The organism is Agromyces sp. NSFZ, assembly GCF_056156205.1.
Genome location: NZ_CM149585.1, coordinates 1,375,346 through 1,393,135, shown reverse-complemented (window position 1 = coordinate 1,393,135; position 17,790 = coordinate 1,375,346). Strand labels below are relative to the sequence as shown.

Annotated in this window: 16 protein-coding genes; 5 read left to right on the top strand and 11 right to left on the bottom strand. The window is 69.3% G+C overall.

The features are described from left to right. Window positions 1-6 precede the first annotated feature (6 nt). A complete protein-coding gene (locus ACVFI9_RS06555; protein WP_474765243.1) occupies window positions 7-1,323 on the top strand; it encodes a nucleotide sugar dehydrogenase in 1,317 nt (438 codons plus the stop codon). On the opposite strand, the gene ACVFI9_RS06550 is transcribed toward ACVFI9_RS06555, so the two are convergent. The 4 genes from ACVFI9_RS06550 to ACVFI9_RS06535 all read right to left on the bottom strand — a co-directional run bounded on the left by ACVFI9_RS06550 (window position 1,275) and on the right by ACVFI9_RS06535 (window position 5,178). Further along, window positions 1,275-1,850: an SGNH hydrolase domain-containing protein gene (locus ACVFI9_RS06550; RefSeq protein ID WP_474765242.1), complete on the bottom strand. Its 576-nt coding sequence runs from the start codon at window positions 1,848-1,850 to the stop codon at window positions 1,275-1,277. The two genes, ACVFI9_RS06555 and ACVFI9_RS06550, sit on opposite strands and share 49 nt — an antisense overlap. Further along, on the bottom strand, window positions 1,741-2,883 hold the full coding sequence (locus tag ACVFI9_RS06545) for a glycosyltransferase family protein (protein WP_474765241.1): 1,143 nt from the start codon (window positions 2,881-2,883) through the stop codon (window positions 1,741-1,743). Before ACVFI9_RS06545 ends, ACVFI9_RS06550 begins: the two co-directional genes overlap by 110 nt. Window positions 2,884-3,076: 193 nt before the next feature. Next, window positions 3,077-3,859 carry a class I SAM-dependent methyltransferase gene (locus ACVFI9_RS06540; protein ID WP_474765240.1) on the bottom strand — a complete coding sequence of 261 codons (783 nt, stop codon included), beginning with the start codon at window positions 3,857-3,859 and terminating at the stop codon, window positions 3,077-3,079. An 11-nt stretch (window positions 3,860-3,870) separates the two neighbouring features. Next, window positions 3,871-5,178 (bottom strand): hypothetical protein, encoded by a 1,308-nt coding sequence (locus ACVFI9_RS06535; protein WP_474765239.1) that lies wholly within the window; start codon window positions 5,176-5,178, stop codon window positions 3,871-3,873. Window positions 5,179-5,315: 137 nt separating this feature from the next. Here ACVFI9_RS06535 and ACVFI9_RS06530 point away from each other — a divergent pair, with 137 nt between their 5' ends. Continuing rightward, window positions 5,316-6,518, top strand: coding sequence for a glycosyltransferase (locus tag ACVFI9_RS06530; protein WP_474765238.1), 1,203 nt, complete (start codon window positions 5,316-5,318; stop codon window positions 6,516-6,518). Beyond that, on the top strand, window positions 6,515-7,588 hold the full coding sequence (gene wecB, locus ACVFI9_RS06525; RefSeq protein ID WP_474765237.1) for a non-hydrolyzing UDP-N-acetylglucosamine 2-epimerase: 1,074 nt from the start codon (window positions 6,515-6,517) through the stop codon (window positions 7,586-7,588). Before ACVFI9_RS06530 ends, wecB begins: the two co-directional genes overlap by 4 nt. Window positions 7,589-7,609: 21 nt before the next feature. Here wecB and ACVFI9_RS06520 read toward each other — a convergent pair whose 3' ends face one another. From ACVFI9_RS06520 to ACVFI9_RS06505, 4 genes are read right to left on the bottom strand one after another with little or no spacing between them, the layout of a single operon-like run. Beyond that, window positions 7,610-8,791: a glycosyltransferase family protein gene (locus tag ACVFI9_RS06520; protein ID WP_474765236.1), complete on the bottom strand. Its 1,182-nt coding sequence runs from the start codon at window positions 8,789-8,791 to the stop codon at window positions 7,610-7,612. After that, window positions 8,788-10,671, bottom strand: a complete 1,884-nt coding sequence (asnB, locus tag ACVFI9_RS06515; RefSeq protein WP_474765235.1) for an asparagine synthase (glutamine-hydrolyzing) — start codon at window positions 10,669-10,671, stop codon at window positions 8,788-8,790. Before asnB ends, ACVFI9_RS06520 begins: the two co-directional genes overlap by 4 nt. 40 nt (window positions 10,672-10,711) lie before the next feature. After that, complete coding sequence (locus tag ACVFI9_RS06510) at window positions 10,712-11,830, bottom strand: DegT/DnrJ/EryC1/StrS family aminotransferase (protein WP_474765234.1); 1,119 nt, start codon at window positions 11,828-11,830, stop codon at window positions 10,712-10,714. Then, window positions 11,827-12,792 carry a dTDP-glucose 4,6-dehydratase gene (locus ACVFI9_RS06505; RefSeq protein ID WP_474765233.1) on the bottom strand — a complete coding sequence of 322 codons (966 nt, stop codon included), beginning with the start codon at window positions 12,790-12,792 and terminating at the stop codon, window positions 11,827-11,829. Before ACVFI9_RS06505 ends, ACVFI9_RS06510 begins: the two co-directional genes overlap by 4 nt. A gap of 97 nt (window positions 12,793-12,889) precedes the next feature. Here ACVFI9_RS06505 and ACVFI9_RS06500 point away from each other — a divergent pair, with 97 nt between their 5' ends. Together ACVFI9_RS06500 and ACVFI9_RS06495 are read left to right on the top strand one after the other, a co-directional pair. Then, complete coding sequence (locus tag ACVFI9_RS06500) at window positions 12,890-13,324, top strand: acyltransferase (RefSeq protein ID WP_474765232.1); 435 nt, start codon at window positions 12,890-12,892, stop codon at window positions 13,322-13,324. Continuing rightward, window positions 13,321-14,346: a hypothetical protein gene (locus ACVFI9_RS06495; protein ID WP_474765231.1), complete on the top strand. Its 1,026-nt coding sequence runs from the start codon at window positions 13,321-13,323 to the stop codon at window positions 14,344-14,346. Before ACVFI9_RS06500 ends, ACVFI9_RS06495 begins: the two co-directional genes overlap by 4 nt. Window positions 14,347-14,387: 41 nt before the next feature. On the opposite strand, the gene ACVFI9_RS06490 is transcribed toward ACVFI9_RS06495, so the two are convergent. From ACVFI9_RS06490 to ACVFI9_RS06480, 3 genes are read right to left on the bottom strand one after another with little or no spacing between them, the layout of a single operon-like run. Further along, a complete protein-coding gene (locus tag ACVFI9_RS06490; RefSeq protein WP_474765230.1) occupies window positions 14,388-14,813 on the bottom strand; it encodes a sugar 3,4-ketoisomerase in 426 nt (141 codons plus the stop codon). Next, the gene (locus ACVFI9_RS06485) at window positions 14,810-15,916 is read right to left on the bottom strand and encodes a DegT/DnrJ/EryC1/StrS family aminotransferase (protein ID WP_474765229.1); all 1,107 of its coding nucleotides are present in this window, start codon (window positions 15,914-15,916) and stop codon (window positions 14,810-14,812) included. Before ACVFI9_RS06485 ends, ACVFI9_RS06490 begins: the two co-directional genes overlap by 4 nt. 58 nt (window positions 15,917-15,974) lie before the next feature. After that, on the bottom strand, window positions 15,975-17,783 hold the full coding sequence (locus ACVFI9_RS06480; protein ID WP_474765228.1) for an ABC transporter ATP-binding protein: 1,809 nt from the start codon (window positions 17,781-17,783) through the stop codon (window positions 15,975-15,977). Between the last annotated feature and the right edge of the window lie 7 nt (window positions 17,784-17,790).

Genomic DNA, 17,790 nt, shown 5'->3' with positions numbered 1-17,790 from the left:
AACCAGATGAAGATCACCGTCGTCGGAATGGGCAAGATCGGGCTCCCGCTGGCCGTGCAGTTCGCCGGCAAGGGCCACACGGTCTACGGGGCCGACGTGAACCCGCGCACCGTCGAGCTCATCAACGCCGGAACCGAGCCGTTCCCCGGAGAGGCGGAGCTCGACACCCGGCTCGCCGACGTCGTCGGCAGGGGCCTCCTCGAGGCGACGCTCGATACCTCCGCGGCCGTCGCCGAGAGCGACGCGGTCGTCGTCGTGGTGCCCTTGTTCGTCGATCGGGAGGGCGTGCCCGACTTCGAGTGGATGGACAGTGCGACCGAGCGCATCGGTCGTGGCCTGCGCGCCGGGACGCTCGTGTCGTACGAGACGACGCTGCCGGTCGGCACGACGAGGGATCGATTCACCCCCGCACTCGAGTCGTACTCGGGCCTGCAGGCCGACCGTGACTTCCACGTCGTCTTCAGCCCCGAGCGGGTGCTGACCGGACGCGTGTTCGAAGACCTGCGCAAGTACCCGAAGCTCGTCGGGGGCGTCACGGAGGCCGGAACCGCGGCCGGCATCGACTTCTACGAGGCCGTGCTCGATTTCGATGAGCGCCCCGACCTCCCCCGCCCGAACGGCGTCTGGAACCTCGGCACGTCCGAAGCGAGCGAACTCGCCAAGCTCGCCGAGACCACGTACCGCGACGTCAACATCGGCCTCGCGAACCAGTTCGCACGGTTCGCCGACACCAAGGGCATCGACGTGTACGCGGTGATCGAGGCCTGCAACAGCCAGTTCTTCAGCCACATCCACCAACCCGGCATCGCCGTCGGCGGACACTGCATTCCCATCTATCCGCAGATGTACCTGTGGAACGACCCCGAGGCCACCATCGTGCGGGCCGCCCGAGCGGCGAATCGTGCGATGCCGCAGTACGCCGTCTCCCTCCTGGAGGAGAAGCACGGCAGCCTCGAGGGCCAGCGCGTGGCGGTGCTCGGCGCCGCCTACCGCGGCGGGGTGAAGGAGACGGCCTTCTCGGGCGTCTACGACGTCGTCGCCGCGCTGACGGCGGCCGGCGCGACGCCCTTCGTGAACGACCCGATGTACACGAAGGCCGAGATCGAGGCGCTGGGCTTCGCCGATTACGAGTTCGGGCAGTCGGTCGACGCGGTGATCATCCAGGCCAATCACGACGAGTACCGTCGCATCCTCCCCGTGCACATCCCGGGCGCGCGCACGATCATCGACGGACGCGGCGTCGCGAGTGCCGACCTGCGGAACGCGATCCCCACCTACCTGCTCGGAGCGGTCGCCGAGGCCTCCTCCGGAGTTCGTCTCTGAGATGTAGCGAAGATCCCCGAGGCGTCCCCTGACGCCTCGAGCACCGACGCCAGATCGCGCTCGAGGTAGGGGGCCACGGTGCGGGCGTAGGTCTCGGTGAGGTGGTAGGGGTCGGTGTAGAGGGCGACGCCGCCGACGACGGCGTCGCAGACGGTCGCGCTGCAGATCCGGTGCGACAGGTCGAGCCCGACGGCTCCTGGCGTCGTCGCCGCCGCGACGACCTGTCGAAGAACACGTCGACGCCGACGAATCCGCCGGTGAGGACCTCCGGCCAGAGGTGGAAGAGGACGACGACCATGACGGCTGCCGCCCGCAATGCCTGGATCTCCGGCCGGATGACCCGGGCGCGAGGTCCGGGCACGGGCGCCCTCCGAAGCCGCCCCCCATCGATCACCGCATTCGCATCGGTGGTCGACGTCACAGGCGCCCGGTCTCCGCGTCCTCGAGGGTCTGGGTGAGGAGTTCGGCCCGATGCCGGTACGTGTGCGCTCCCAGCGTTCGCCGCTGGCCGGCCGAGGCGATCGCATCCAGACGTGCCGGGTCGGCGAGCAGCTCAGCCGCGCGTCGCGCCGCGACATCGGGGCTCGGATAGCTCAGCACCTCCGTGCCGACCTCGAACAGCTCGCCCAGGTTGCTCTTCTCCTCGGTGATGAGCGCCGCGCCGCTCCCGGTCGTCTCGAACATCCGCATGTTGACGGCGTACCGGCCGGCCACCGATCCGTGCCGGTTGATCACCATCTTGCTGCGGGCCAGCAGGCGGAACATGTCGCGACCCCAGGCCTCGCCACGGTAGTACGCCTCCAGTCCGGCGTCGGCGAGGACGCCGGGCGCGGCCGGACCATAGATCTGCAGGCCGGGGATCGCGGCGGCCACCTCTCGCAGCAACGGCGCCGTGGCGGGCTGGAGCCGCGAGAAGCTGCCCACGAAGATGGCATCGATCTCACGTTCGGATGCGGGGACCGGCGCCTCCCAGCGGTCGTCGAATGCGAGCGGGATGTACCTGCTGGGAATTCCCCAGTCGCGGGCCGTCTCGACGATCGACGGCAGCGCCGAGACGATCAGGTCGTACGAGGTGAGGAATCGCTTCGGCGGGAGCGGTGAGGCGATCTCCCCCACGAGCATCCGCGTGTGCCCGCGGATCGCCCGCGCGAGCCCGGGTGGAACCAGGTTCAGGTCCTGGACCATGACGACGTCGGGCTTGGCTTCGGCGATCTGGTCGAGCAGCACCGAGTGGAGATGGGGGAACTTGTGGAGCAGGTTCCGTGCCACGGGAAGCCGCGACAGATGCGGTCCGTACCGCCACGCCAGCGGAATGGGCGACGTGCGGTGATGGGACCTGGCCCAGAGGTCCTGCAGTGCGAGCGAGTTCGCCACCGCGATGCTCGCGTCCCACCCGAGCTCGCGCAGGTTCCGCACGTAGGCGCCACCCGTGCCGAACCCGAAGTCGAGGGCCTCCTCGAGGCGGCGCTCGTAGTCCGTCGACACCAGCACCTTGTCGAGTCCGAGGGACTCGAGAACCGCGTAGTAGAAGGTGTCGACCAGGAAGATCGAGCGGCTCATCGGCGCGACCTCGCCATGTCGCGCACTCAGGCTCCCACCCGCATCGGCAGCGGGCCGGCCGAATCCGCCGAGGCCGACACGGGGACGCACGAGGATCGCAACGCGAGGGGGGACGGAGGCGCGACGGTCATCCCTCGATCGTAATCGCACGAGCCGACCGCCTCGTGCATCACCCGGCCACGGTGGAGCGCCGTCAGGCCCTCGGCGATGCGGCGACCCTGAGCACCCAGGTCTCGGAGGTGGAGGGGACGCCGATGTACCGCTTCAGGTCGTAGTCGAGTCCGGGCAGCACCGCGGCGAGCTCGAGCCCGTTGGCCCGGCACTCCGAGAGGAGCTCGTCCCGAGCGAGGACCAGCTCCCGCGTGGGCTGCCCGTACGCGTACTTGGCGAAGAGCGTGGTGGGCGCGACATCCGTCACAGTGAGGCCGTGCAGGATCACGCAGGACGCCGCGACCCGGGAGTACTCGGCGATCGACCGCTTCCAGCGGTCCATGTGGATGAGCGCGACGCCGTCGAGCACGATGTCGAAGGTCGAGTCGCCGAATTCGAGCGAGTAGGCGGAGCCGACACGGAAGTCCCGATCGGGGTAGGCCTGCCGCGCGACCTCCACCATGGACTCCGAGATGTCGACACCCGTGTAGACGAGCTCGGGACGGCGCGCCGCGATCATCTCCGAGTTGTGCCCTCCGCCGCAGCCGACCTCGAGGAGCGACGTCCCGTCGGCAGCGGGCGGCGTGGCGAGCGCGTCGAACATCGCCTGGACGTCCGCCCGCGGATCGCCGGCAGCGGCCGCGGCGATGATCGGCTGCCACGCGCTCTGCTGACGCTCGGCCGTCGATCGATCCCAGATGCGGAACGCGTCCGGTCCGCCGAAGCGGTCCAGGTCGGTGGTGTAGCCGGCTGAGGCCAGCACGCGACTCGAGAGCCGCGGCACAGTCTGGGAGGCGAGGTACACGAGGGTCGACGTCAGCGACATGGTGGATCCCTTCATGGGCGGGGCCGCGGCTGGGCATCCGCTCCGGCGAGGCCGTACACCTCCGCGGCGGCCGGCCAGTGCAGGCTGGAGACGCCGTAGGCGCCCGCGAGTGCGGCCACCATGGACTCGACGCGGTCACGGCCGACGCCGACTCCCCAACCGTATCGAAGTCCGCCGGGGTCGACGACCCACTCCCGGGGGACGTCGTCCTGCATGAGCCGAAGGTAGTTCCGAGCGACCGCTTCTGGGTTCCATCGCGCGGCGACGTACGCGCTCGCCGCGGCACCCACCTCGCGGGTCGATTCGGGCTCGGCGAGCGCCCGCTCGATGTCCGACTGCAGGGTGTCTGGTGTCGAGAGGATCGTCGGCGGCAGATCCTCGCTCGACCACCGGGCGCGCCACTCCGGCCACGCGTAGCCCGAGATCACCGTGGCCGTGCCGAGGCTCGCCGCTTCGGTGCCGACGACCGCCATGGGGATGTCCGACCAGAGCTGGTCGACGACGAGCGTGGCCGACTCCAACGCCTCGAGGACCTCGGCGTGCGGGCGATTGCTCACCTCGACGTAGCGGACGCGCGGGTTGGCGGCCATGATGCGCTCCATGCACGACCTGATGAACGACGTCCCCTTCACCGCCGGATTGCTCGGCACGTGCACCACGACCAGTTCGCCCTCGACCGGTGGCTGCGACGTCGCCGGACGGGCTCGCTCCCGGGTGGGAAGGCCGAGGCGGTAGAAGTCGACGAACGGATGCCGGAAGAACTGCGCGGTGGTCGTGAGGCCGACGGTTCGGGTCGACCAGCGCTCGAGCCGTCGTACCTTCGCCGCGGTGGCCGCCGTCGCGTCACGCAGTGCCCGGAGCTCCGCCGGCGAGAGCGGCACGTCGGCCGGAGGGGTCGACATGTACGGCGGCCGCGCCTCGGATCCGTGCCCCAGCACGGAGATCACGCGCTTCCGGAAGAGGCGGAGCACGGGAATGTCGAGGTTGCCCGGGAGGATGCTGATCCCCCAGCCGAACACGAAGACATCGAACCGCGGCAGTGACCAGAGCAGGAGGAGGGCGGACGCGGCGACGTACGCCGCGGCCGCGAGGAGGCGGACCGGTCCCGACGAGCGGCGGTGCAGGAGCACGGCTCGCGACGCCCAGGCCGCCGGCCGGGGATTGGCTCGTGCCTGGGTGTAGCCGAAGGGATGCGGGTGGGTCGTCACCAGCCTGGCCGGGACCCCGATGGCACGCAGACCGGCCTCGAGGCCGCCGTAGTAGCCTGAGATCTCCTGGGTCCCGAGGAACACCCTCGGTGTACGGCTCCGCGTGGTCATGACTCCATCCTGTGGCATCCGGAGCCGCGCGCCGACAGCACGACGTTCGACCACGCCTCCCGACCAAGTAAGTTGGTAGGGCATGCATCCGTGCCGCGGCCGGATCGTCGCCATTTCGAACTGAGGAGCACAGCGACTTGAACGACCGCCCCACGAAGGCCGCGTTGGTCGTCTGCTACTCGAACCTCGCGACGGACCCCCGGGTGGTGCGCCAGATCGACTGGCTGATCGGAGCCGGGTGGCAGGTCGACACGCTCGGCCTCGGCCCGTCGCCCCGCCCGGCCGTGCGGCAGCACTTCGAGATGACGGATCCGCCACGGCTCCTCAGGTCCGCGTCGATCCGCGGAGCGATGCACGCACTGCTCTCCAAGCGGGCTCGCTTCGACGTGCTGCTCGGCAGCCGCATCCCTGCCGAGCTTCGACCGCGTCGAGGCGCCGGCGCGCCCGTTCGCTACGACCTCGTGCTCGTGAACGACATCGACCTCCTCCCGTGGGCACTCGACCACGGACCGGCGCTGCTCACGGACGACCCGGGCGCCCGCATCCACCTCGACGTGCATGAGTACCACCGTTGGGCTCCCTCACCCGAGACCCCCTTCGCGACCCGTGCCCTCATGGGCGGGTACCACCGGTGGACCACGGCGATGATCGGGTCGCCGTCGATCACGTCCCGCTCCACCGTCGCCGACGGGATCGCCGACCTCTACGCCGCGGATTTCGGCATCGAGCGCCCGTCGATCGTGCGGAACAGCCCCGGCTACGTCGAGCTCGCGCCCCGCGCGGTCGATCCCGAGCGGATCGAGCTGGTCTACCACGGCAACGCGGAGATGGCGCGTGGGCTGGACCTGCTCATCGATGCCCTGCGCCTGCTCGACGAGCGGTACCACCTCAACCTCATGCTCACCGGCTCGGCCGACGGCCGCACTCGGCTGCGCGAGCTCACGCGCGACCTGGGCGATCGGGTCGAGTTCCACGAGCCCGTCCCGATGGCGGAGGTCCCCGCCAAGCTCAACCGATTCGACCTCGAGGTGATCTTCTATCCGCCGACGAGCCCGAACTTCCTGCACTCGTTCCCGAACAAGTTCTTCGAGGCCGTGCAGGGAAGGATCGGCGTGGTCATCGGGCACAGTCCGAGCATGGAGGCGATCGTGAGCCGCTACGGGAACGGGATCATCGTCGAGGGATGGGCGGCGGCAGACCTCGCCCGGACGTTGAACGAGACCACGGCCGATCGGATCGATGCCGCCAAGCGAGCCGCCGACGCCTGTGCCCACGAGCTCAATTCGGACGTCGAGGGCGAGGCCTTCCTGCGCGAGGTCGCCGGGGAGGTGCGGCGATGAAGGTGCTGAGCGTGGTCGGCGCCCGTCCGCAGTTCATCAAGCTCGCGCCCGTCGACCGGGCCCTGCGGGAAGCCGGACACGAGCACGTCATCGTCCACACCGGGCAGCACTACGCGCCCGAGCTCAGCGAGGCGCTGTTCGCCGACCTGCGGATCCCCGAACCCGATCGGAACCTCGCGATCGGCTCCGCCTCGCACGCCCAGCAGACGGCGGCCATGATGATCGGCCTGGAGCAGGCGTTCGAGCAGGAGGCTCCCGACTGGGTGCTCGTCTACGGCGACACCAATTCCACCGTCGCCGCGGCGCTCACCGCGGTGAAGATGTTCCTGCCGATCGCGCATCTCGAAGCCGGCCTGCGGTCGGGCAATCGCAGGATGCCCGAGGAGCACAACCGGATCGTGACCGACCACGTGGCCGACCTCCTCCTCGCCCCCACGGGCACCGCGATGCGCCACCTCGCGGAGGAAGGGCTCGCGGCGCGCTCCGTCGATGTCGGCGACGTCATGACCGATGTCTGCTTCACCGTTCGTGATCGCGTGCTGGCATCGGCTCCGGTGATGCCCGACGAGTGGTCGGCCGAACGCGGAAGCGTGCTGGCCACGATCCATCGGGCCGAGAACACCGATGACCCGCGCCGCCTCGGCCAGGTCCTCGACCGGCTGGACGCGCTCGGATCGCAGGTGACGCTCGTGGCGCATCCACGGCTGATCGCACGGGCCGAGGAGTTCGGACTCCCACTCGAGCGGTCGAATCTCACGCCGATCACCTCGCTCGCCTATTCGCAGATGGTGTACGCGGTCCTTCGCGCCCGGTGCGTCGTCACCGACTCGGGCGGCCTGCAGAAGGAGGCGTTCCTGCTGAAGACGCCGTGCATCACCGTGCGCACCGAGACGGAATGGCCCGAGACGCTCGTCGACGGCTGGAACGTGGTGGACCCCGAACTGGTCACGGATCTCGACGCGCACGTCCTGCGGACCCGGTCGGATGACGAAGGGGCTCCGTTCGGCCGAGGGGATGCCGCCGTCCGGACGGTCGCCGCGATGCAGGCGCACGGGTCCGACGCCGGCTGAGCGACGCGCGCTCGGCCGCGATCAGGGCCTGCGGCGAAGCACCTCGTCGAGCGCCGCGACGACGTACTCGGCGGACGCGGACGCGGAGGCGTGACGGACCGCCCACTCGAACCCCCGCCGTGCCTGGTCGCGGAGCGATTCCGGGTGCTCGAGCAGCATCCGCGTGTGCTCGTAGACCTCGTTCGGCCCGGTGACGATCCAGGCTTCATTGGCCCCCTGACCGAGGGTGAGCGGCTCGATGCGCTCGTCGGCACTGCACAGCATGACGCAGCCCGAGGCGAGCGCCTCGATGCCGAACACGCCCGGGAGGTAGGCGTAGAACTGGTTCAGCACGATGTGTGCCCGCGAGAGCACCCGGCGCACCTCGTCGTTCGACACGTCCGTGAGCTCGTGGTACTCGAAGTCGTACCCCTCGCTGCGCAGGCGCTCGATCGCGTCGCGGACGAACCGGGTGCCCTTGAGGACCGGCGCCGAGGGCGCGTGCACGAGGACCAGCCGGTCGGGACGGTCGAACTTGGCGAGGTCCAGCCGGAATCGGTCGTCGGGATAGAAGTAGCGGAAGGCTCGAACGTCCGACGTGAGGTATCCGCGCTGGTCGACCGGTGCGGTGAAGATGACGTCGGCGTACCGATCGGCGATCGCTCCGATGCGGCGCTTCAGCGCATCGTACGCATCACTCTCGAACAACGGATCGAGGGATCCGACCACCGTGCTGAGGTTCGGACGTCCGTAGACCGCTTCGAGCTCGTGCATGAGTCTCGGCGCCCGGATGTCGTCGCCGGTGAAGTAGCAGGCGATCTTGACGCCGTGCCGCTGGAGGAACGCGAACTCGAACTCACGGTCGTCGACCGAGGACAGCAGGAAGCCGACCGCACCCACGTACACGACGCCGCCCGCCCTCCGGGAGAGGGCACCCAGCAGCCACGGGCCGACGATGAGGCGCCGGATGTAGGCCACACGTGGTCCTCCTGCGGTCGACAGCAGGCGATCGTACTTCCGCGGGTAGAAGCGATGGGGAGAGAGCGAGACCGAGTACGACCCGGGGATCGCATCGGCGATGTGGCCGACCATCGAGGCGAGCTCGTCGGGGCCGACGACCCACGTGATCTCGCGACCCGTCGCCCGGTGCACTGCGCGGCTCACCACGATGAGCACACGCTGCACCGCGAACGCGATGCGCTCGATCCGGCTGGCTCGGGTCATCGGGCGTCGACGTCGAATACGCGCACCCAGCGGGCGAGGTTGAGCAGCCGCCACTGGCCGCCCGGGCCGAGCCCGAGCGCCGCCTCGGGCACCGTGTGCCATTCACGGGCGGCCCCGGCGTCGAGGAATCCGATGTGCGAGGAGACGAGCTCGTCGGCGCTGCGCTCGCGCAACCAGTCGGCTTCGGGCGTCGCGAAGCCGATCTTGTCCCGCCGGTCGAGGATGGCGTCAGGGACCACGCCGCGCATGGCGCTGCGCAGGAGGTTCTTGGTGATGCCGTCGTCTGACACGAAGAACCGCTCGGGCAGCCGGAAGGCGAACTCGGTGAGGGCACGGTCGAGGAACGGCACCCGGCTCTCGACCGAGAACCGCATGGAGTTCCGATCACCGTGGCGCAGCAGCGAGCCGAGGCCGCGAAGGAGGAGGTCGTTGCGAAGCTGGCTCTTCAGCCGGACGCCGCGGACCGCCCGTTCATCGATGCGCGGGAAGTCGACGCGCACACCGCGCTTGGCGAGCGCTGCGTGATCGAGCATCGGCGATTCGGCTCGCCTGATGCGTGCGGCCATCGACCGGACGCCGCTCGGCACCGTGCGCGCCGCCGCGGCCGCGAGCAGGGCGGGAGCCCTGGCCCCCTCGACCGAGCCGGACCAGGAACGGGCGAAGCCGGATGCCGCGACGAGGCGACCTCCATCGAGCAGGCTGTGGATGCGCTGCACGGGGTAGCCGTCGTACCCGGCGAGGAGCTCGTCGGCGCCCTGCCCGTCGAGCGTCACGACCACGCCGTGTTCCCTGGCCAACTTGAAGACCCGGTACTGGGCGTAGATGCTCGTGGAGCGGAACGGTTCGCCCTGCGTCCTGATGAGGTCGTCGAGGTCGTCGGCGAGATCGGTCGCGGTGGGCTCCACGGCGTGCGGCTGCGCCCCGATCGCGGCGTTGACGAGGTCGATCCACTCGTGTTCGGACTGCGAGAAGCCGGGTGAGACGAAGCTGAACGTCCGGATGGGATAGTCGGGCTCCAGGTGCCTGATCGAGCAGGCGATGGCCGAGGAGTCGACCCCTCCCGACAACGCGACGCCGACGGGGACATCGCTTCGCAGGTTCCGGCTGACGCTCTGCAGGAAGAGCTGCCGGACACCGTCCACGGCGTCGGCGAACGTGATCGAGTCGTCCGTCTCGATCTCGGGCCACCAGTAGCGGGTCTGCGGGCTGATCCGCCCCGACCGGAGGTCGAGCTCGACCAGGTGCGCCGGAAGGAGCTGGTGGATGCCCTCGACGAAGGTCGCCGCGCCGCCGTCGTAGACGCCCCACCGCACATAGTCGTGCGCGGTCTGCCAGTCGAGCCTCGGCGAGGTCGACATGACGGTCATGAGCGCTGGGACCTCGCTGCCGTAGTAGAGGTGCCGGCCCTCCTCGACGGTGAAGTAGAGCGGCTTGATGCCGAAGGCGTCGCGCACGAGCGTGAGCGTCTCCGCCTGCTTGTCGAGGATCGCGAACGCGAACATTCCCTCGAACCGTCCGAGGGACGCGCGGCCCCATTCCCGCCACGCCGCGAGGAGGACCTCGGTGTCGGTGCCGGAGCGGAACACGTGGCCGAGCTCGACGAGCTCCCGCCGCAGTTCGAGGTAGTTGGTGACCTCGCCGTTGTAGGCGAGGACGAACCGGTCGTCATCCGAGACCATCGGCATGTGGCCGGCGGAGGACAGGTCGAGCACCGCGAGGCGCGTCGACCCGATCCGGACGACGCCGCGGTCGCCGTGATCGGAGACGACCGCGCCCCGATCGTCGGGACCACGATGCCGGATCTGGTCGAGGCTCGCATGGAGCCGCGACTCGAATGCCGCGGACGGGCTGCGTTCCCAGCCGCCGGCGATTCCGCACATGACCGTCGTTCCCCTCGATGCTCGTTCGTTCGGTCGCGCTTCAGCTCGCGTGCGCCCCGGTCGCCACGATGGCCTCCTCGAGGCGCTCGACGATGAGCTCGAGGTCGTCGGTCCGCAGCTGCGGGTACAGCGGGAGCGTCAGCGCCTGTCGGTGCGCACGGGTGGCGTTCGGCAGCACCTCGTCGGCGATCGAGAACCGCCCGCGGAAATAGGGCTGCAGATGCATGGAGTACGTGCCGAGCGTCGTCTCGATGTCGCGCTGCTTCATCTCGACGATCACGCGGTCGCGGTCGATCTCGTCGTCGAGCAGCACGACGTACGACTGGAAGCTGTGCGTATGCCCCTCGGGAACGACGGGCGCCCGCACGCCTTCGACGTCGGCGAGCAGTGCACCCAGTTCCCGGGCGAGTCGCTGGCGCGCCTCGAAGATCGTGTCGAGCTTGCGCATCTGCGCGATGCCGATCGCCGCGTGCACGTCGCTCAGCCGGTAGTTGTATCCCGCGTCGACGAAGTCCATGTACAGGTCGCCCCGGACGGCGCCGTGCGTGCGCAGCACGCGGAGCTTGTCGGCGAGGGCGTCGTCGTTCGTGGTGATCATCCCGCCCTCCCCGGTCGTGATGATCTTCCGGGGATGGAAGGAGAACACCCCGGCCGTGGACAGGGAGCCCGCCTGTCGACCGTGGTACGCCGCGGTGAGGGCGCACGCGGCATCCTCGACCACCGGCAGGCCGTGTCGCTCCGCGATCGCGTTGATCGGGTCCATGTCCGCCGTCAGCCCGAACGCGTGCACGGGCATGATCGCCTTCGTGCGGTCGGTGACGGCCGCCTCGAGCAATGACGGATCCAGGTTGAACGTCTCGATGTCGATGTCGACGAACACCGGGATGGCACCCAGCTGCACCACCGCGTTGGCCGTCGCGGGAAAGCTGAAGTCGGGGATGACGACCTCGTCGCCGGCGCGCACTCCGAGGGCGTCGAGGGTGAGGTGCAGTCCGGTCGTGGCGGAACTCACCGCGAACGCGTGCGACGTGCCGACCTGCGACCCGACCAGTGACTCGAACTCCGCGGCACGGGGACCCTGGGTCAGGAACCCTGACTCGAGGACGCGCTCGACCGCTTCCGCCTCGCTGCGGTCGAGCAGCGGGACATTGAGCCTCACGCGAGGACCTTGAGGTACCACTCGACGGTCTCGGCGAGCTCGTCGTCGGTCAGCACCTTGGGCTGCGAACCGAGCAACCCGGTGAGCTTGGTGACGTCGGCGAGGTGGCGACGGACGTCGCCCGGCCTCGGGTCGGTGTGCACGACCGGGTGATCGGGCTTGCCGAGCACCGAGAGCAACCGCGAGACGAGCTCGTTCATCGAGGTCTCGCGGCCGGTCGCCACATTCAGCACCTGCCCGCGGCAGTCGGGGGAAGCGTGGATGCGAACGGCCATGTCGGCGGTGTCCCGGACCCAGGTCAGGTCACGGGTCTGCTCACCGTCGCCGTGGATCTCCACCGGCTCGCCCGCGAGGACCCGCTTGATCACGATCGGCACGATACCGGCGTACGAACCGGGATTCTGGCGCGGTCCGATGTTGTTGAACGGGCGCACGACCGTCGCGTCGATGCCGAAGGTCTTCACGTACGAGGAGATGATGTGGTCCTCCGCCGACTTGCTGGCGGCATACGGGGTGATCGCGTCGTGCGGGTGCCCCTCGTCCATCGGCACGTAGCGCGCCGAGCCGTACGCCTCCGAGCTCGAGAAGTGCACGAGCCGCTCGATCAGCCCGCGGCGCGCGATCTCGCAGAAGGTCGTCGCGATGCCGATGTTGGTCTGCACCGTCCACGCGGGGTACGCAAGCGAGGTCGGCAGCGGCACCACCGCGAGGTCGAAGACGGTGTCGATCCCGTGGGTCTGGACGACGTCCTGCATGGCCGCGAGATCCGAGGCGTCGAGCCGGATCACCTCGAGGTCGGAGCGCGCCGCACGGGCGTCGTCGAGGTTGTGGTTCTCACCGAGGAAGAAGTTGTCGACCACGACGACTTTCGCGGGGTCGTCAAGCAGAAGCCGATCGACGAGGTGGCTGCCGATGAACCCGGCTCCACCGGTGACGAGGACCGACTTGGACTTGACTGACATTCGGATTCCCCTGCGTAGAGTTATGTGGGCGCGCCGGACGCGCGCCGTGCAATCGTATCAACCTTCCGAACGCCGGAACCTGACCGCTGGGCAGCGAGTGACTGACGTACCTTCGAACCACGGATTCCCCCCGAACCCCTACAATCCGCACGCCTGGATCGTCGGCGAGCCGACCATCGGGTCGGGGGTGTGGATCGGCGCGTTCACCGTGATCGACGGCAGCGGCGGACTCAGCATCGGCCCCGACTGCGACATCTCCTCCGGGGTGCACATCTACTCGCACTCGACGGTCGCGCGGTGCATCTCGGGCCGGCGCCGGGACATCGAGCGGGCCGCCACCGAGATCGGGAACAACGTCTACATCGGCGCCAACGCCGTCGTCCTGATGGGGACGACCGTCGGCCACCACAGCGTGATCGGCGCGGGCGCCGTCGTGAAGGAGCACACCCAGATCCCTCCGTACAGCCTGGTCGTCGGGGTCCCCGCGCGCGTGATCCCCGGCGGCGCGTCACGGCTGGCGGAGGCGGAATGACGTCCTCGTCCGGCGAAGCGCAGTACCCGCACGTCTACGCGACGTACTTCGACAGCGGGTACCTCTCCCGCGGCCTCACGCTCATCGAGGGCCTTCGGGAGCTCGGCGACCACGCGGAGGTCTGGATCATGTGCCTCGACGACGCCAGCCGCGAGTACCTCGACGGGCTGGGCGACCCGACGCTGCATACGCTGACGCTCGCCGACCTCGAGGCATCCGAACCCCGGCTCGTCGACGTCCGGCCGGGCCGCTCGCGCATGGAGTACGTGTTCACATGCTCGCCCCTGCTGATGCGGCACGTGATGCGCGCGCAGGGTGACCCCCGAACCGTGGTCACGTACCTCGACGCCGACCTCGGGTTCTTCGCCGACCCGCTGCAGGTGTATCGCAGCCTCGGCGAGGGATCCGTCGGGATCATCGAGCACCGGTACCCCCCACGTCTCGCGCGGAAGCTCGGCAAGTACGGACGATTCAACGTGGGTTGGGTGGGCATCCGAGCGGACGCGGCCGGCTTCGCGTGCGTCGACTGGTGGTCGGAGCGGTGCATCGAATGGTGCTTCGACACACCCAGCGAGGGACGATACGCCGATCAGGGCTATCTCGACGAGTTCCCCCGACGGTTCACGGGTGTCGTCGTGCTTCCCGATGCCGGCTTCGACGTCGCACCGTGGAACACGGGCCGCCACGCGCTCTCGAGGTCCTCCGACGGCACCGTCGTCGTCGACGGCGGCGCCCCCCTGGTGTTCTTCCACTTCCACGGGATCAAGCGTCGCGGCCGATGGTTCGTGACGAGCCAGCTGGTGTACCGGAGCCCGATGCGACGGGTGCTCCGTCGCGACGTGTACGTGCCGTACCTCGAGCGTCTGGACCGCTGGGATGCCGTGCTGGCCGACAAGATCACGCCCACGGTGGCGAGGCGCGGCAAGGGGCTTCGCGGCCTGGCGTTCAACGTCGCCCGCGCGATGCTCGATCTCGCATCCATCGCCTCCGGCAACGCCGTCCGATCTCGACGGCCCGCCTGAGCCGAGCGGCCGTCGACCTTACCGTCGGACCCGGCGAGCGGCTACGGTCGCGATGCGGGTGCGGCGAGGTCGAGGAACTCCTCGTACTCGTGGATGTAGTCGTCCGCGTCGTACGGATGCGACGCCAGCACCGCCAGCACCGCATCGGGCGAGTAGTCGTACTGGGTGCCCCACGTCAGCGGCGGCATGTACAGCCCCACGGATCGCCGATCCAGCCGGACGACCTCCCTGCGGTCGCCGTCGTCCACCATGGCCTTGACGCTCCCGCGCAGGCAGATCAGGAACTGGTGACACGTCCGGTGCGCATGGATGCCGCGCGGCTCGCCCTCGGGCACGTCGAGGATGAAGAACACGCGGTGCACGGCGAAGGGAAGCTGGCGCGACGTCTCGGCGATGACCAGGGCGCCACGGGCGTCGACGACCTCGTGCAACTCCACGAGGCCGGGCCAGTCCGGACGTGCCGTCACAGTCGCCCCAGCGCCAGGCGGACCCGGTCGACCTCGTCGTCCTGCATCTCGGGGAAGATCGGCACCGAGAGCACCTCGCGCGCCGCGGCCTCCGTGACGGGCAGGTTCGGCCCGTCGTAGCCGCCCGGGAATCGCTGGAGGTGATCGGGAATCGGGTAGTGGACGTCGTTCCCGATGCCCGAGGCCGACAACGACTGCTGCACCGACGCCCGGTCGGGCGCGCGGATCACGCCGAGGTGCGCGATGAAGGACTCGGATGCCCGGTTCAGCAACGAGAACGCAGGGTTCCCCACGCCCTCGTACGCGCGGTGGATCTCACGCCTCCGCTCGTTCCACGCGTCGAGGTACGGCAGCTTCACCCGGAGGATCGCGGCCTGCATCTCGTCCATCCGGCTGTTCCTGCCGTGCGGGACCCCGATGTCGTACTTGCCGATCCATCCGTACTGTCGCATCCGGCGCACGGACTCCGCGACGTCCTCGCGGTCGGTGATGACGGCGCCGCCGTCACCCAGCGCTCCCAGGTTCTTCGTCGGATAGAAGCTGACGGTCGCCGCGTCGCCGAACGTGCCGCCCATGCGTCCGTCGACCCTCGCACCGAACGACTGGGCGCAATCCTCGACGACCGCGATGCCGCGGCGACGCGCGGCATCGACGATCGACTCGATCGGCGCGAGTGCGCCGTAGAGATGCGTGACCACGACGGCGCGAGGGGGTCGCGGCATCCGGTCGACGGCCTCCTCGAAGGTGGCCCGGCTCATCAGGAGCGTGGCCGGATCCACGTCGGCGTACACCGGCTCGGCGCCGAGCAGGCGGGCGGCGACGCTCGTGTATGCTCCGGCATTCGCGACGGTGAGCACCGAGTCGCCGGACGACACGCCGACGGCGGCCAGCGCGAGTTCGAGCGCGTCCGTGCCGTTGCCCACGAGCACCGCGTGGGCGACACCCGCGTACTCGGCCAGTTCCGCCTGCAGGGCGTCGTGCTGGGGGCCCATGACGTACCACCCGCTCGACACGACGGCGTCGATCGCGGCGGTGATCTGCGCGCGCAACTCGGGCGGAGTCCGGGAGAGGTCGTTGAACGGGACGCTGAGTGGCTGGTTCACGGTGTTGCCGCCTTCGTATGGCGAACTCCGCGGCCGGCGGAGTCGTCGGACGTCGGCCTCATGATTGCGCCTCGTCCTTCTGGTCATCGAACGACATCAGTCTGACGTACTCGGCGACCATGGGGTTGTTCCGCATGAGATGCCCGAACGTCCCCTGCGCCACGACCCGTCCGCCGTCCATCAGGTACACGTGATCGGCGTGCTGCACCGTCGAGAGGCGGTGGGCGATCACGATCACCGTGACTCCGCCGTGGAGGCGCGCGAGGCTCTCGCTGATGAATGCCTCGGATCCGGCGTCGAGTGCGCTCGTCGCCTCGTCCATGATGAGGAGTCGCGGACGGGTGTAGAGCGCCCGCGCGAGACCGATGCGCTGGATCTGGCCGCCGCTCAGCGAGTTGGACTGCATTCCGACGGAGGTGTCGGCGCCGTCGGGAAGCGACTCGATGAAGTCGGCGAGGAACGCCGCATCGATCACCTCCTGGAGGCGCTCTCGATCGATGTGCTCGGCGTCGACGCCGAGGGCGATGTTCTCGGCGATCGTGCCGGCCACCATCCCGGGCCGCTGCGGAACGTAGGAGACCACGCCGGGTGCGGTGCGCCGCAGCTCGTGGGGCGTGCTGTCACCGATGCGCACGTCGCCGCTGTCGGGCATGAGGAGGCCGAGGAGCAGGTCGACGAGCGTCGTCTTGCCGGAACCGGATGGTCCGATGATCGCCACGAAGCGACCGCTCGCCGCCTCGACCGACACGTCGTCGAGGGCGCGCCGGGTATCTCCGGGGTACGCGAACGAAGCTCCCTCGATGCTCACCGAGAGGCCGCCGGGGTGCGCCGGGGCCCGATCGGCCGATGGGGCGGGGACCGGTGCCGGCGTCAGGTGCGAGTCGTGGTACTCGGACAGCAGGGAGTGCGCGAGCGTCGCCTGTCCGGTGTACAGGCGCACGAGCGCCACGGAGTTCTGCAGCGGGAGCAGCGAGGCCATGATGCGCATGCCGCCGGTCAGGAACACGCCGATGACCACGAGGCCCTCATCGAGCCCGTTCGTGATGAACTGCTGCGCGACCAGCGCCACCACGCCGACGATGAGCGCCGTCTCGATGATGTACCGGGGCAGCCCCGACATGAACGCGGCGGTCGCGCCGCTGCCGGCGACCTGGTTGCGCGCATCCGAGAGCTTGCGCAGGAAGAACGGCTGCTTGGCCATCACCGACACCTCGCGGAAGGTGTCGAGCGAATCGGAGATGATGTTGGTCGTGTCGACGGTTCCCTGGGCGACCGCTTCACCCGCTCGCTTGAGGGATCGGCCCATGAAGCTCTGGATCAGGACGCCGATTCCGGCGAAGTAGACGAGGGCGAAGATCGCGGCGACTGGATCCACGATGATGAACGACACCGAGATGAGGATGAGCAGGAAGCCCTCGCTGACGATGATCGCGAAGGTGTTGAGGAGGCCGCCGAAGGCGGCCGTGGTGGAACCGACGACCGCGAACTGGAACTCCGCCTTGGAATGCCGCCTGATGTCGTCGAGCGAGCCGTACATGAGATGCTCGGCGATGATGAGCGCATTGCGCGATTCGATGGAGGCCACGAAGAACGCGAGCTTGCGGGAGAGCAGGACGGCGAGCACGGACTTGCCCACGAAGACCACCAGCACGACCGCCGCGAGCACGGGCACGTCGTCGAGGCCGATGGGGGGCAGTTCGATCGAACCGACGCGGATCGGCTCCGCCCTCGATCCGCCGTCGGCGACGACCGTCGTGGCGAGGCTCGCGATGAGCCCGATCAGGAAGACGCCGATGACGTCGAGCAGTCCGGAGAGGGTGCGAGCGATGAGGAGCGCGAGATAGGTGACACGCTCCCTGACGGTCATGAAGCGG

Excerpts from the sequence above, each read along its gene's own strand:
- asnB (WP_474765235.1), bottom strand. The coding sequence starts at position 10,671 with ATGTGCGGAATCGCCGGCGGCTGGGAACGCAGCCCGTCCGCGGCATTC.
- ACVFI9_RS06540 (WP_474765240.1), bottom strand. The coding sequence starts at position 3,859 with ATGTCGCTGACGTCGACCCTCGTGTACCTCGCCTCCCAGACTGTGCCG.
- ACVFI9_RS06545 (WP_474765241.1), bottom strand. The coding sequence starts at position 2,883 with ATGAGCCGCTCGATCTTCCTGGTCGACACCTTCTACTACGCGGTTCTC.
- ACVFI9_RS06520 (WP_474765236.1), bottom strand. The coding sequence starts at position 8,791 with ATGACCCGAGCCAGCCGGATCGAGCGCATCGCGTTCGCGGTGCAGCGT.
- ACVFI9_RS06480 (WP_474765228.1), bottom strand. The coding sequence starts at position 17,783 with ATGACCGTCAGGGAGCGTGTCACCTATCTCGCGCTCCTCATCGCTCGC.
- ACVFI9_RS06495 (WP_474765231.1), top strand. The coding sequence starts at position 13,321 with ATGACGTCCTCGTCCGGCGAAGCGCAGTACCCGCACGTCTACGCGACG.
- ACVFI9_RS06555 (WP_474765243.1), top strand. The coding sequence starts at position 7 with ATGAAGATCACCGTCGTCGGAATGGGCAAGATCGGGCTCCCGCTGGCC.
- ACVFI9_RS06550 (WP_474765242.1), bottom strand. The coding sequence starts at position 1,850 with ATGCGATCGCCTCGGCCGGCCAGCGGCGAACGCTGGGAGCGCACACGT.
- ACVFI9_RS06505 (WP_474765233.1), bottom strand. The coding sequence starts at position 12,792 with ATGTCAGTCAAGTCCAAGTCGGTCCTCGTCACCGGTGGAGCCGGGTTC.
- wecB (WP_474765237.1), top strand. The coding sequence starts at position 6,515 with ATGAAGGTGCTGAGCGTGGTCGGCGCCCGTCCGCAGTTCATCAAGCTC.
- ACVFI9_RS06535 (WP_474765239.1), bottom strand. The coding sequence starts at position 5,178 with ATGACCACGCGGAGCCGTACACCGAGGGTGTTCCTCGGGACCCAGGAG.